Annotated in this window: 13 protein-coding genes; 5 read left to right on the top strand and 8 right to left on the bottom strand. The window is 68.0% G+C overall.

The window, feature by feature from the left end:
* Positions 1-51 precede the first annotated feature (51 nt).
* The 4 genes from D106_RS0102010 to D106_RS0101995 form a co-directional block, all read right to left on the bottom strand.
* Complete coding sequence (locus D106_RS0102010) at positions 52-1,326, bottom strand: diguanylate cyclase (protein ID WP_018879035.1); 1,275 nt, start codon at positions 1,324-1,326, stop codon at positions 52-54.
* Positions 1,327-1,414: 88 nt separating this feature from the next.
* Positions 1,415-1,807 carry a CBS domain-containing protein gene (locus D106_RS0102005; RefSeq protein ID WP_018145798.1) on the bottom strand — a complete coding sequence of 131 codons (393 nt, stop codon included), beginning with the start codon at positions 1,805-1,807 and terminating at the stop codon, positions 1,415-1,417.
* 11 nt (positions 1,808-1,818) lie between these two features.
* On the bottom strand, positions 1,819-2,166 hold the full coding sequence (locus tag D106_RS0102000; RefSeq protein WP_018879034.1) for a hypothetical protein: 348 nt from the start codon (positions 2,164-2,166) through the stop codon (positions 1,819-1,821).
* A gap of 4 nt (positions 2,167-2,170) precedes the next feature.
* Complete coding sequence (locus D106_RS0101995; protein WP_018867419.1) at positions 2,171-3,673, bottom strand: DUF1538 domain-containing protein; 1,503 nt, start codon at positions 3,671-3,673, stop codon at positions 2,171-2,173.
* A 60-nt stretch (positions 3,674-3,733) separates the two neighbouring features.
* Between D106_RS0101995 and D106_RS0101990 the strand changes: the two genes are divergently transcribed.
* Both D106_RS0101990 and D106_RS0101985 read left to right on the top strand, forming a co-directional pair.
* A complete protein-coding gene (locus D106_RS0101990) occupies positions 3,734-4,438 on the top strand; it encodes an SDR family NAD(P)-dependent oxidoreductase (protein WP_018879033.1) in 705 nt (234 codons plus the stop codon).
* Positions 4,439-4,533: 95 nt separating this feature from the next.
* On the top strand, positions 4,534-5,181 hold the full coding sequence (locus D106_RS0101985) for an OmpW family protein (RefSeq protein WP_018879032.1): 648 nt from the start codon (positions 4,534-4,536) through the stop codon (positions 5,179-5,181).
* A 26-nt stretch (positions 5,182-5,207) separates the two neighbouring features.
* On the opposite strand, the gene D106_RS0101980 is transcribed toward D106_RS0101985, so the two are convergent.
* The 3 genes from D106_RS0101980 to D106_RS0101970 are packed head-to-tail and all read right to left on the bottom strand — an operon-like array spanning position 5,208 to position 8,751.
* Positions 5,208-5,630, bottom strand: coding sequence for an HIT domain-containing protein (locus D106_RS0101980; protein ID WP_018879031.1), 423 nt, complete (start codon positions 5,628-5,630; stop codon positions 5,208-5,210).
* Positions 5,620-7,590: a M1 family metallopeptidase gene (locus tag D106_RS0101975; RefSeq protein ID WP_018879030.1), complete on the bottom strand. Its 1,971-nt coding sequence runs from the start codon at positions 7,588-7,590 to the stop codon at positions 5,620-5,622. The genes D106_RS0101980 and D106_RS0101975 overlap by 11 nt, the downstream gene beginning before the upstream one ends.
* A 3-nt stretch (positions 7,591-7,593) precedes the next feature.
* Entirely contained in the window at positions 7,594-8,751 is a 1,158-nt protein-coding gene (locus D106_RS0101970; protein ID WP_026280210.1) for a ChaN family lipoprotein, read from the bottom strand.
* A gap of 126 nt (positions 8,752-8,877) precedes the next feature.
* Between D106_RS0101970 and D106_RS0101965 the strand changes: the two genes are divergently transcribed.
* Positions 8,878-9,657 carry an FkbM family methyltransferase gene (locus tag D106_RS0101965; protein ID WP_038032756.1) on the top strand — a complete coding sequence of 260 codons (780 nt, stop codon included), beginning with the start codon at positions 8,878-8,880 and terminating at the stop codon, positions 9,655-9,657.
* Positions 9,658-9,688: 31 nt separating this feature from the next.
* Positions 9,689-10,492: a creatininase family protein gene (locus D106_RS0101960; protein WP_018879029.1), complete on the top strand. Its 804-nt coding sequence runs from the start codon at positions 9,689-9,691 to the stop codon at positions 10,490-10,492.
* Between the two features lie 8 nt (positions 10,493-10,500).
* Here D106_RS0101960 and ribA read toward each other — a convergent pair whose 3' ends face one another.
* Positions 10,501-11,646 (bottom strand): GTP cyclohydrolase II RibA, encoded by a 1,146-nt coding sequence (gene ribA, locus D106_RS0101955; RefSeq protein ID WP_026279290.1) that lies wholly within the window; start codon positions 11,644-11,646, stop codon positions 10,501-10,503.
* Between the two features lie 194 nt (positions 11,647-11,840).
* Here ribA and D106_RS0101950 point away from each other — a divergent pair, with 194 nt between their 5' ends.
* Positions 11,841-12,626: a RibD family protein gene (locus D106_RS0101950; protein ID WP_018877753.1), complete on the top strand. Its 786-nt coding sequence runs from the start codon at positions 11,841-11,843 to the stop codon at positions 12,624-12,626.
* Positions 12,627-12,675: the final 49 nt, after the last annotated feature.

Here is a 12,675-nt window from a genome sequence, read left to right as displayed (position 1 = left end):
GGGTCGGCCCCTTTTTGCTGGCCGGGGGTGTGTCGGGTTTGAGTGCTCGGCTCAGAGCAGCACGACGCGGTTCCGACCCGACTCCTTGGCCTGGTACATCGCCTCGTCCACCCGACGGGCCAGCGTCTTCGGCGTATCGCCCGGGCGCATCTCGCTGACACCGAAACTGGCGGCCACCGAGATCGGGCAGGGTGTTTCCATTGCGGCCACCGCCTTGCGCAGTTTCTCCGCCATCGCCTCGGCCCCGGCGCCGGTCGTCTCGGGCACCACCACCATGAACTCCTCCCCGCCCCAGCGACCGAGGGAATCCGCCTCGCGCAGGGCGCCGCGGACGGTTTCCGCGAGGCGCTTGAGCACCTCGTCCCCGGTCTCGTGGCCGTAGTCGTCGTTGAAGTCCTTGAAGCGGTCGATATCGAACATGATCAGGGACAACGGACGCCCGTAGCGTCGGCTGCGCTCCATCTCCGCCTCGAGGGTATCGCCGAGACTCAGACGATTGGCCAGACCCGTCAGCCAGTCGGTGTGCGCCAGCCGCCGGATCTCGTCTTCCATGCGCACCCGATCGGTCACGTCCTTGCCGATCGACACGTAGTGGGTTACTTCGCCCCCGGCATTGGTGACCGGGCTGATGCTCTGCTCCATGTGCATCAGGGAGCCATCCCGGCGCCGATTCACGAACTCGCCGCGAAAGGCATCCCCCCGCTTCAGCGTGTCCCACATCTCGCGATAGAAATCGGCATCCTGCTGGCCGGATTTCAGGATGCGCGGGTTCTGCCCCAGGGCCTCGTTGCGGCTGTAGCCGGTCTGTTCCTCGAAGGCCGCATTCACGTAGGTGATGGTGCCCTCGGGGTCGGTAATCAGGACCGGGTCCGCGGATACCTCCAGCGCGGTGGACAGCAGCCGGATCTCGTCATCGCGGCGCCGTTCGTCGGTGATGTCCTGCTGCACCGACACGAAGTGGGTCACCCGGCGGTCGTCATCCTCCGCATACACCGGCGAGATGTGCCAGCGAACCCGATACCAGGAACCGTCCTTGCGGTAGTTGATGGCCTCGCCATCGAAACACTCCCCGCTGGCCAGGGCACCCCGCATCCGGTCCAGCACCGCGCGCGAGGTGGCCGGGCCCTGCAGCATGCGCGGGGTCTGGCCCAGGGCCTCGTCGCGATCGTAGCCGGTCATGTGCTCGAAGCCGGCATTCACGTAGACGATCCGCGGGCCCGCATCCAGATCGGCATCGGTGATGACCACCGAGTTGTGCGACTGCTCGATGGCCGCATCCAGAAGGCGGAGTTTCTCGAACCCCTCGATGAACGACATGGGCGGCATGGCATGGCCTTCCGGAAACGAATGGGCGCGGGGACGGGCCCCGCGAAGTATACGGCCGAGGAATCGGACTCGTCCGCGAAGGCGGGGTTCAGTCCATATCGGCCATCTCGAGGATCGAGCCGACAATGTCGCTGGTGGTCACAATGCCCTCGAGCTCGTTGCCCTTGAGCACGACCAGCCGCCGGATCCCCTGGCTCACCATCAACCGCGCCACATATTTCACGTCCATCTCGGCGGGCACCGTGATCACCGGCTTGGTGCAGACATCATAGACGTTGGAGAGGTCAATATCGCCCTCCTCCGCCACGATCGTCTTCAGGATCGTGGTGTAGGTGATGATGCCGTAGGCATCGTGGGCGTGCTGCTTCTCCACCACCAGGGACTTCACGCCATGCTTGCGCATCAACTGCATGGCCTCGCGCAACGGCGCCAGGGGGGACACGGTCACCACGTTGGGTCTGAGAATCTCGCTTACCAGCATAATCGTCTCCGTCAGAGTTCTTCCTTGACCTGTTCCTGGAACTGCTCGATCTGGTTGCGCCCGATACCGGCCAGGTGGGCGAGATCCACCGTAAAGGCAATCCCGCGCGGATCATTGGCCAGATCGAGCTCTCTGGAAATGGACTTGAGCACGCCCAGGGCCACTTTCTTCTCCAGTACCCACAACAGGACCGACTGACTCCCCTCGTAGGTCATGCCGAGGAAGGTCTTGCGCGCCTCGGCCCCGATGCCGCGCGCGTCCATGATGGTTACTCCACCCGCGCCGGCCTCCTTGGCCGTGGCGATTGCCTGTTCCTCCAGGTCATCCGAGAGGACGGCCACCAGTGCGGAAAATCTCATTGCGCTACTCCTCCTGGTTACGCGTGAACCAGCGTTCGTACAGATCCACGGCGATCGCGTAGAGCATCACCGTGACGATGGGAAAGATGGACGCAAACGCGATCAGGCCGAAGCCGTCGATCAGGACGTTGCGGTCCTCCAGGTGCGTCGCGAGACCAATCCCCAGTGCCGTCACCAGGGGTACGGTCACCTCCGAGGTGGTCACGCCGCCCAGGTCGAAGGCCAGCGCCACGATCTGCTTCGGCGCGAGGATGGTCAGCACGATCACCAGCAGGTAGCCGCCCATGATGTAGTGGTGGATGGAATCGCCCGCCAGGATCCGGTGCACCCCGATGGTGATGCCAATGGCTACCCCCAGCGCCACCAGGATGCGGATCACATCGCCGCGCAGGGAGCCACGCGCCGCCTCCTCCGCCTTCTGGCCGATTGCAATCAGGGCCGGTTCCGCCATCGTGGTGGCAAAACCGATGGAAAACGCGAACAGATAGACCCACAGGAACAGCTCGTTGGTGATCAGCTGCTCGGCCATGCTCTCGCCGATCGGGAACAGGCCCAGCTTGAGCCCGACCACAAAGGCGTACAGCCCCAGCACCACCAGCACGAAACCGAAGATCACCCGCGGCAGATACGGGATGCGCTTGCGCAGCACGAAATACTGGAACACCACGATGACCGCGATGATCGGCGCCACGTCGCGCAGCATCAGCAGCAGGTCCATGCCCATCGTGGCCAGCCAGTGACCCTCGGCCCCCGGCAGATCCGTGTCCGGATCCATCGCGGCGGTCTCGGCGTTGGTCGGCGCCCCGATATCGGCGCCGGTGAACACGATGATGCCGTAGAGCTGCACGGTGATCATCGGCACCATCACGGCCAGCGCCACCAGCCCGAAACCGTCACGCAGCGGATTCCGCCCGCTGATCGAGGCGGCCAGCCCCAAACCCAAAGCCGCCACCAGGGGCACGGTCACGATGTTCGTGGTCACCCCGCCGGAGTCGTAGGCCAGACCGACAATCTCTTCCGGGGCAAAGAAGGTGACCAGCACCACGAGCACGTAGCCGGTCAGGATGTACCAGTGCAGCGGGTGGCCCAGCACCGTGCGCAGGATCCCCAGCGCCACCACGGCCCCGACTGACAACGCGACGATCAGGCGCAGCACGAATCCCTCGATCCGCCCCTCGCTGATCAGCTCCGCCTGCTCCGCGACCGCGATCAGGGCCGGTTCCGCGATCACCGTGGCGAAGCCGAGGGTAAAACCGAACGCCATCAGCAGCAGCAACGAACCCCGCCGGGCCAGCGCGTTCGAAAGGTTCTTGCCGATGGGGAAGATGCCCATCTCCAGACCCTGCAGGAACAGCGCCACGCCAAAGACCACGATGGCCAGCCCGACCACCATGGACAGCAGGCCATCCGGCACCGTACGCAGCACCAGCGCCTGGAACACCGCCACCACGATCACGATGGGCGCGAGATTGCGCGCCGCATGACCCAGGGTGTGGAGAAAGTTCATGCGCTCCCTTCCCGGGATATGACCCCGGAATCAATTCCCCGCCTGGCGGTCGCAGGGTGTATGGAATCCCTGCAGATACCCTATCGCGCCGTGGTGGTCGGCGCCACGGGCGGCCTCGGTGCCGCGTTCGTGCAACATCTGGAACAGGACCCGAACTGCACGCAGGTAGTCGCACTCGGTCGCCAGAGCGACCCGCCCGTGGATCTCCTCGACGAGGCCAGTATCGAACATGCCGCCGCCTGGCTGCGCGAGCAGGCACCGGAATGGGACCTGATCCTCGATGCCACCGGCATCCTGGCCATCGACGGCCAGGGCCCGGAAAAGCGCCTGCGCGACCTCGATCCGGCCGTCATGGCCCGAGCCTTCGCCATCAACGCCATCGGCCCGGCGCTGTTGTTCAAGCACCTGGCACCGCTGCTCCCGCGTAACCGCAAGGGGGTTCTGGCCACCCTGTCGGCCCGGGTCGGCTCCATCGAGGACAACCACCTCGGCGGCTGGGTCAGCTATCGCGCCTCCAAGGCGTCACTCAACCAGATCGTGCGGACCACCGCCCTGGAACTGCGGTTCAGCCACCGTCAGGCCGTCGTGGTCGCCCTGCAGCCCGGCACCTGCGCCACCCGCCTGTCGGAGCCATATCGGGCGCGCGCGCCAGAGGTGCTGAGCCCCGAGTACGCAACCGGCCGCCTGCTGGACGTCCTGGACCGGCTGGATGCCGAGCAATCCGGGAGTTTCCACGACTTCGAGGGCCAGCGATTGCCGTTCTGAAAACCATCAGCGGAGATGATCTGCATCAACGAATACTGATACGCGCGGCGCGATAGTACCTCCGAACGACCATCACGCCTTCGGAGGAACCGAACATGCGACACACCCTGACCTTCCGCTCCCTGGCGCTGGCCGGCCTCCTGGCCCCTGCCGCCCTGATCCCGGCCCACGCCACCGCCGCCAACGCCGACGTCTCCGCCGGCGACTGGCTGATCCGCGGCGGCCTGACCCACGTGGCCCCCAAATCCGACAACGGCTCACTCGCAAACCTCGGCAATGCCCAGGTTGACGTGGGTTCGAACACCCGTCCCTCCGGCAACATCACCTACATGATGACGGACAACCTGGGTCTGGAACTCCTGGTCGCGATCCCGTTCAAGCATGACCTGAACGTGGGCGGTGCCGACATCGGCAGCACCCGCCACCTGCCGCCGACCCTGAGCCTGCAGTACCACTTCAACACCGGTACCGCGGTGCGCCCCTACGTGGGTGCCGGCATCAACTACACCTACTTCTTCGATGAAGACACCAGCGACGCGCTTGGCGCCGACATCGACCTCGACGATTCCTGGGGCGCCGCGGTGCAGGCCGGGATCGACTTCGCGGTGGACGACAACTGGTTCGTGAATGCCGAAGTGCGCTGGATCGACATCGATACCGACGTGTCGCTGGGTGGCGCCCATCTCGGTACCGTCAACATCGACCCCTGGACCTTCGGGATGAACGTCGGCTACCGCTTCTGACGCATACCCTGAAGCAAGACGCCGGCCTAACCGCCGACGTCTTCTACGAGGCCGAGGACCCGCGCGATGCGGTCCTCGGCCTCTTGTGTTTCCAGACCCCGCGATTTCGGCGCACCCCAGACGGGGCCGGGCCAGGCCGGGTCCCCCTCGAAGCGCGCCACGTGGTGCAGATGCAACTGCTCCACGATGTTGCCCAGCTTGGCCACGTTCAGCGCTCGCGGGACGAAGGCCTGCTCCATCGCCCGGGCCAGGGCGCGCGATTCGCGGGCGAGCTGGGTGGCATCCTCCACCGCGAGTGCATGCAGTTCCCGCAGGTCGGGGTGCCGCGGGACCAGGATGAACCAGGGGTAGTCCCAGTGATCCATCAATCGGACGCTGGACAGCGGCCACTCCGCCACGGCCCAGGTGTCCGCGACGAGCCGCGGATCGAGTCGAAACTCAGTCGTCATTGGCCAACTCCTGCCAGATCCCGGGTTGCGACCAGAGGCCCGTCTCCCAGTCTCCGTGCGCGGTCCCCAGCAGATAGCTGTAGTGCGACCGATGCCGCAAGGCGGCCGCGGCACTACGCCGGGCCTCCGAATCCGGGCCGCTGATCACCACCAGTTGCGTGCCGGGGACCGTCCAGGCCCGGGCGCTGGTTCCCGTTTCCAGGCCCGGCTCCACGGCCGCGGGCTCCGGTGCGGGCCCGCGCGCGTCCAGCCATTCCGCGACGGCGGCATGCGTGCCCAGCAGGATCCGCGTGCCCCCCATGCCCTCCGCGACCTCGGGCACACGCCCCAGCCAGGGCGCGACCTCGGCGGCCCCGGCATCCCCGAGCGCAAACACCCTCGCCTCCGGGTCCAGGGCGCCCTGACGCAGAATCTCCGGCGACTCGCCATCAGCCAGATGCCGGAACAGCCGCCAGTCCGGATCGACGGCGATCGCCCGCGGCCGCCTGTCGGTCTCGATCGAAACCGGCCGGGACACGCTCTCCAGCTCGATCCAGTGCGTTTCGCGCCCCTCCTCGGTCTTCAGCACCAGCGGCACACGCAGGTGCCACGGGTCGTCGTCATCCGCTTGACGCAGTTGCCCCGTCACCTGCCACCCGTTCCCGCGCGGCTCCAGCCGCAGCGCAACCAGTTCAAGCGTCGGCGCCCCCGTACGTTCGATCCATTGCTCGAAGAAGGGGCGCAGGTCCTCCTCCGTCTCCCGGTCGAAGGCCTCGCTCACGGCCGCCCAGTCGGCCTCGCGAAAAAGCCACTCGGCATACAGCTCGCGCACGCCGGCGCGCAGGGCCTCCTCCCCAATCCGGTCCTCTAGCATCCGCCACAGCATCGCTCCGCGGTGATACCCGGCAATCCGCGCGGCGCCGGAATTCCCGCCCCGGAAGCTACCATGTGGCCGGTCCTGCCCACTGGGCAGGGCCGCGTAGTCACGCAGCCACTGCCCGCGCTCCTCACGCCCCTCACCACGATCACGCTTGAACTGGTAATCGGCCATGAAGGTGGTCAGCCCTTCCGACCAGTTGCCGCCCGAGGCGTCCACGTACACCCCCGTCCCCCACCAGGCGTGGAGCACTTCGTGTCCGAGGGAGGTATGGGGGATAAACGGCAACGGAATCACGCGCTCGCCCATCAGCGTAAAACCCGGGAAGGCCAGCCCCACCGGCCGCGGACTCGCGGCGATGGTGAAGGTGTCGTAGGGATATGGCCCGATCGCCTCGCTGAAGCGCTCGATATAGCCTGCCGCCTGCTCGCGATAGGTCGCGCCGAATTCGGCCTCCAGGTGAGCCGGAAACAGCGTGCGCACCGTGACCGTTCCAACCTCCTGCTCGACCGCGTCCCAGGGTCCGGTGGCCACGGCCAGCGCGCGTCCCGCCGGGTGTTCGAAGGTCGTGCGGTACCGGTCGCCTTCGCGCTCCTCCGCCACCTGCGAGCCGGATGCGACCGCCCGATGGCCGCCGAGACTGGTCACTTCAATACGCACGGCATGCGGCTCCTGCTCCGGTCGGCGCGGATACCAGTCCGCCCCCGCCGGCAGATATCCGCCCTCCGGGGCCAGGAATCCGCTTCCGGGTCGCGCATCGTCCAGTGCGGGCAGACGTGCGCCGTAGCGAATCACCAGGGCGCCGGCATCGGCCTCCGGCGCGCGCGCCAGCTCCAGCCAGCCATCTCCGCTACGCTCGAACTCGACGGGGTGCCCGCCCAGCGACACGGCGTCCACGGCAATCCCCGGATCGAGCCGGAAGCGCCGCAGAGTGGCCGGATCCACCTGCGCCGGGTCCGCCTCGTAGCGGCCCTCCAGCCGCGACTGGCCGGGATCCAGTTCCACCTGCACCACCACCACCCCGGCAACCGAGGCCGCGCCGGGGAGCGGTGCCAGAAGCAATCCTACGGCGATGATGACGCCCGCAAGCAAGCCGGTTCGCATGGTTCAGTCCCCGCGCGGGAAACGCGCTACCCGCTCCAGCTGCTCGCCCTCGCGCTCGATCTCCAGGGGCAGCCAGGTACCGGGCGCGACGGCCCGCACCACGCGCTGCAGGTCGCTCGCCGCGCGGATGGATCGGTCCCCGGCCCGCAGGACGCGATCCCCCGCCTGCAAGCCCGCGGCCTCGCCTACCGAGTCTGGCTGGACCCGCAGGATGCGAATACCCGGCTGGTCATCGGCCTCCAGGTGTACCCCAAGCAGGGCCCCCGAAAGTTCGAATCGATCGTCGCGCGGGACCCCGAATACGGCATCCGCCAGGTCCGGGTCGGTTTCCGCGCATTCCCCGGGCTCGCGCGGCAAAAGCACCGCCGTGTCGGTCACGCCCAGATCGGCGAGCTGGTGGGGTACCCCGTAGCCGTATTCCAGATGCCCCGAGCCGATGATCGCCGCCACCAGCGGAGGACGCTCGCCGCCCGCCTCGAGATGCGCGGAGATGGCACCCGCCATCATGCGGTCCCAGGCCACCTGGGTCGCGACAAAGCGCTCCGCATCCGGCCCCATCCCGGCCGGGTGGCGTTCCAGTACGGATTCCAGATACGCGCGGTACCCGTCGCTGGGCGCGGCCGGGGCGGACACGCCGTCGCGTGCCTCCTCGTCCAACGCGTCCCAGCCTTCATGGCCCAGCCGCCGGATCGACTCCCGCTCCAGGTTCAGCGCCAGCAGGGGCACGTCATGCAAACGGGCGAAGTGCAGGATGGGCCAGTACAGGTCGGGATCGAAGCCCCAGTGGGTATACCAGCCACTCGCTTCCAAGAAGGCCTCCGGGTCCAGTTCGCCCGCGACCCAGGCATCCAGGACCGGCTGTTTGGAACGCGGCAGCATCTCGAGGCCGATCACCAGGTCCGGGCGATACCCATGCAGTGCCGCCAGGGTCGCCAATTGCCAGCGATGATGATCCATTCGGTCATGGCGCTCGCCCAGCAGGACCGCATCACGCCTTGCCAGGTCGGCATACAACTCGGCCGTATCCAGCCGCTCGCCGCCCGGCGCCGACCAGACGCCAGCGGCGGCACAGTCATCACCGGCCTGGGCAACGCTCACCAGCGAAACGGCCAGCAGACCCGAAGAAACCAGCCGTTTCAGCATCCGAAAACCTGCATTCATGCATCGCTCCTCGTCCCGCCCGTTCTACCCGGCCGCTCGTGCCAGGCACGTAACGGCCAACCCTCCTGAAGACTCTGCTAGACCGCCGGCGTTCCCCCGTGGCCCCGGCTCGGTTAGCCTGCCGGGATGAATACATCCCCGCAAAGCCCTTCCCGCATGGCCTGGCTGGACCAGGCGATAGGTGTCCTGCGCTCGCTGATCATCTACCGCCGCCCTGGCCGGCAGCGAGGCCTGCAGCGCATGTATGCCCCGTTGGTCCAGCCCGGCGACCTGGTGTTCGACATCGGGGCCCACGTCGGCGACCGCACCCTGGCCTTTGCCGCCCTGGGCGCCCGGGTCGTGGCACTGGAACCCCAGCCCCAGCTCCTGCCCTGGTTGCGGCGCGCCGTGCGCGGCCGGCCGGGTATCGCGATCCGCCGCGAGGTCGCCGGGCCGCGCCCCGGCTCCGCGCAGTTGCAGATCAGCCGGCGCCACCCCACGGTCTCCTCGGCTTCGCGCCCCTGGGTCCGATCGCTGCGCAACCACAACCGGAGCTTCCAGCACGTGCACTGGGACGACGAGATCACGGTCCCCATGGTCACCCTCGACCAGTTGATCGAGGAATACGGCACCCCCGCCTTCTGCAAGATCGATGTCGAAGGCCTGGAGGCCGAGGTCCTGCGCGGACTCACCCACGCGGTCCCGGCCCTCTCGTTCGAATTCGTCGCCGGTGCGCTGGACGTCACCCGCGACTGCCTCCGGCAACTGGACGCGCTCGATACCTACGAGTACAACCTGATCCCCGGCGAACAACGCCGGTACCGCTTTGCCCAATGGCAGTCCGGCGCGGAAATCCTGACCTGGCTGGAGGCACACGGCGACCGCCTGGGTTCGGGCGATCTCTATGCCCGCCGCCCTGTCGCTTGACGCCACGCCCCCAGGCGGCAAGGCTGGACGCATGAGTGCCCGAGACCTCCTCTGGTGGCAGGACCGTACAAGCGCCGGGATCGCCGAACTCGCCGCGCGCGACGCCGTTGCGCTCCTGCCCCTGTCGGCGATCGAGCAACACGGCCCGCACCTCCCGCTGGACACCGACTACCGCATCGGCCTCGGTCTCCTGCAGGCGGCCTGCAAGACCCTTCCGGCAGATCTGCCGCGGGTCGTCCTTCCGCCCGTGGCCGTCGCTACCAGTCATGAACACACTGACTTCTCTGGCACGCTGACCCTGCGCCCCGAGACCGCGCTGGCCCTGCTGCGTGATCTTGGCGAGAGCGTGGCACGCAGCGGTCTTCGCCGACTGCTGATCGTGAACAGCCACGGCGGCAACACCGCGATCTGCGACCTGGCCGCGCTGGAGCTGCGCCGGGACCACAGTATGCTGGTGGTCAAGCATCACTACTTCACCCAGCCCCCGCCGTCCGAATTCGGCATCCCGGCCGAGGAACTCCGCCACGGCCTGCACGGAGGGCTGATCGAGACCGCGATGATGCGCTTCCTCGCGCCGGAGACCGTCCACATGGACGCGGCCGCGGACGCGCCGTCGCTGGGGGCCACGCTGGCCGAGACAATGGAGGTGCTGGAACCCGAGGGCCGCGCGTCCTTCGCCTGGATGGCGCAGGACCTCAATCACTCAGGGGTCGTGGGCGATGCCCGCGCGGCGACCGCGGACCTCGGCGAACGCCTGGTGGCGCACTATGCCGGAATCCTGGCCGCCGCCATCCGGGACACGGCCCGCTTCGATCTGGCGCAACTGCGCGCCTGACCGGTCCCTCAGCCGCGCTCGGCCTCCGAGGCCAGCAGTTCCTGCAGCCAGTGACCGCCGCGGTCGGCCTTGGTGCTGAGGTAGCGCAGGTTGTGCGGATTCAGCTTGCCGTGCACCGGCTCGCGCGCCACCACGTCGATGCCGCCGGCCCGCAGCGCCTCGATCTTGCCGGGGTTGTTGGTCAGCAGACGGACGGTATCGATACCCAGGAATTCCAGCATCTCCACGGCCGCATCGTAGCGCCGCCCGTCCGCCTCGAAGCCCAGCTGGCAGTCGGAGTCGATGGTGTCCAGACCGGCCGTCTGCATGGTGTACGCGCGCAGCTTGTTGGCCAGCCCGATGCCGCGGCCTTCCTGCGCCAGGTACAGCAGCACGCCCCCACCCGACTCGTTGATGGTCTTCACACCCAGCCGCAACTGGTCGCCGCAGTCGCAGCGCAGGCTGCCGAACAGATCGCCGGTCAGGCAGGCCGAATGCAGTCGCACCGGGACCGCCTCGGGCCAGTCCCGGGGCTCGCCGATCAAAACGGCCACATGCTCCAGAATCCCGTTACCCTCGCGGAACAGCATGAAGCGCGTGACCGGAGCATCCGCGAGCGGCACGGGGGCCTCGCTGACGTAGGCCAGCTCCAGCCGCGGATGCTGGGCCACGGCCCGGGCCTCCTGCTCGTCTACATCCAGGAACATGCCATCGGCAAGCGCCGACTGTATCGCCTCGGGCACCGGTTCGGGCACCGGGGCGGCCACCACCGCCGGCAACAGGCGACCCGCCCGCACCAGTTCCAGGGCGGCGACTTCCGCCGGCAATGCCCGCGTCACCGTCGGCTGGCCGAGGGCGGCATCGGGGTGTCCGGCCTCGTTCGAGGCCTCGGGGGCACTGGCCAGAGTAAACAGCGCCTCGGGATCGGTGTCCGGGGCGAACTCGAGGGCCACGCCCTCCCAGCCTTCCTGCAGCGGCTGGGCCCAGCCCATTGCAGAGGCCCGGTGCGCAGTTAGAATCAGTCGAGGCGACGCCCCGGTCATGTGGGTCAAACGATCCAGCAGAACGGGGGTCAGACCCTCGACGGCCGCAACGAGTACACTCGACTGCGAACCACTTACCAGGACCGGATGGCCCCGGCGCAGATCAAAGATCCCGCGATCGGCGTTGTGCATCGGGTACGTCCATAGGGAGTTTTGTTTATGACCCGCCCGCAACCCGCGAATTCCCCGAAGGCGAGCCCCGGATACTCCAGACGTGTCATCAGGAACCTGCCGAATTCGGGACTGATCGGCTACGCGTGCGGGAGATCGGCCCCTAGCCTACCCCAACTGGCCGGTCGCGGTCCCGTAACCCCGGAATTTGCAGCATGACGGCATATCCGGTCACCGAGGAACAAGCCTGGCGCTGGCTGCTGGCCCAGCGGGCCGATCCCGGGTGCTGCCCCCTGCCCGGGCCCCTGGCGCCGGGTGCCCACGAATTGCTGGATCTCTACGGCCCGATCGTCGAGGCGCCCAGCATCACCGTGGCCCAGCTCGGGCAAAGCCTGGACGGACGCATCGCCACTGCCAGCGGCCATTCGCACTACGTTACCGGCCCCGAGGATATCGAGCGCCTGCACCGCCTGCGGGCCCTGGTGGATGCCGTCATCGTCGGCGCCGGAACCGTGGTCGCGGACGACCCCCGTCTGACCGTGCGCAAGACCGAGGGCCCGAATCCGGTGCGCGTGATCCTGGACCCCGACGGCCGCATCCCCGCCGATGCCCATGTCTTCCGCCATGCCGAGGTCCGCACGCTCGTCCTCCACGCGGCCGGCTACGGCCCCTGCGGGCTTCCCGAACACGTGGAATGCCTGGAGATGCCCACCGGGGACGACGGGCGCTTCGACCCGGCACAGATCCGCGGGCGGCTGGCGGAGATGGGCCTGCACCGCCTGCTGGTCGAGGGTGGCGGGCAAACGGTTTCGCGCTTCCTGCAGGCCGACACCCTGGACCGCCTGCACCTCACCATCGCACCGATGCTGATCGGGTCCGGGCGCCCCGGCGTCACGCTGCCGGAGATCGACTCGCTGGATCAGGCCCTGCGCCCGCCCTGCCGGATCTTCCGACTGGGGGGGGACACCCTGTTCGACCTGGACCTGCGCAGCAAGCCCTGAGTACCGCGCGTGCGGCCCCGGCAGCGCCCGTCAGGCGACTCCGGGGGCA

It is taken from the genome of Thioalkalivibrio sp. ALE9 (assembly GCF_000377445.1).
Classification (GTDB): Bacteria; Pseudomonadota; Gammaproteobacteria; order Ectothiorhodospirales; family Ectothiorhodospiraceae; genus Thioalkalivibrio.
This window is presented reverse-complemented; position numbering and strand designations above follow the sequence as displayed.

Bases quoted from the DNA above. Each gene is read 5' to 3' on its own strand.
- D106_RS0102010 (WP_018879035.1), bottom strand. From the start codon at position 1,326: ATGCCGCCCATGTCGTTCATCGAGGGGTTCGAGAAACTCCGCCTTCTG.
- D106_RS0102005 (WP_018145798.1), bottom strand. From the start codon at position 1,807: ATGCTGGTAAGCGAGATTCTCAGACCCAACGTGGTGACCGTGTCCCCC.
- D106_RS0102000 (WP_018879034.1), bottom strand. From the start codon at position 2,166: ATGAGATTTTCCGCACTGGTGGCCGTCCTCTCGGATGACCTGGAGGAA.
- D106_RS0101995 (WP_018867419.1), bottom strand. From the start codon at position 3,673: ATGAACTTTCTCCACACCCTGGGTCATGCGGCGCGCAATCTCGCGCCC.
- D106_RS0101990 (WP_018879033.1), top strand. From the start codon at position 3,734: ATGGAATCCCTGCAGATACCCTATCGCGCCGTGGTGGTCGGCGCCACG.
- D106_RS0101985 (WP_018879032.1), top strand. From the start codon at position 4,534: ATGCGACACACCCTGACCTTCCGCTCCCTGGCGCTGGCCGGCCTCCTG.
- D106_RS0101980 (WP_018879031.1), bottom strand. From the start codon at position 5,630: ATGACGACTGAGTTTCGACTCGATCCGCGGCTCGTCGCGGACACCTGG.
- D106_RS0101975 (WP_018879030.1), bottom strand. From the start codon at position 7,590: ATGCGAACCGGCTTGCTTGCGGGCGTCATCATCGCCGTAGGATTGCTT.
- D106_RS0101970 (WP_026280210.1), bottom strand. From the start codon at position 8,751: ATGAATGCAGGTTTTCGGATGCTGAAACGGCTGGTTTCTTCGGGTCTG.
- D106_RS0101965 (WP_038032756.1), top strand. From the start codon at position 8,878: ATGAATACATCCCCGCAAAGCCCTTCCCGCATGGCCTGGCTGGACCAG.
- D106_RS0101960 (WP_018879029.1), top strand. From the start codon at position 9,689: ATGAGTGCCCGAGACCTCCTCTGGTGGCAGGACCGTACAAGCGCCGGG.
- ribA (WP_026279290.1), bottom strand. From the start codon at position 11,646: ATGCACAACGCCGATCGCGGGATCTTTGATCTGCGCCGGGGCCATCCG.
- D106_RS0101950 (WP_018877753.1), top strand. From the start codon at position 11,841: ATGACGGCATATCCGGTCACCGAGGAACAAGCCTGGCGCTGGCTGCTG.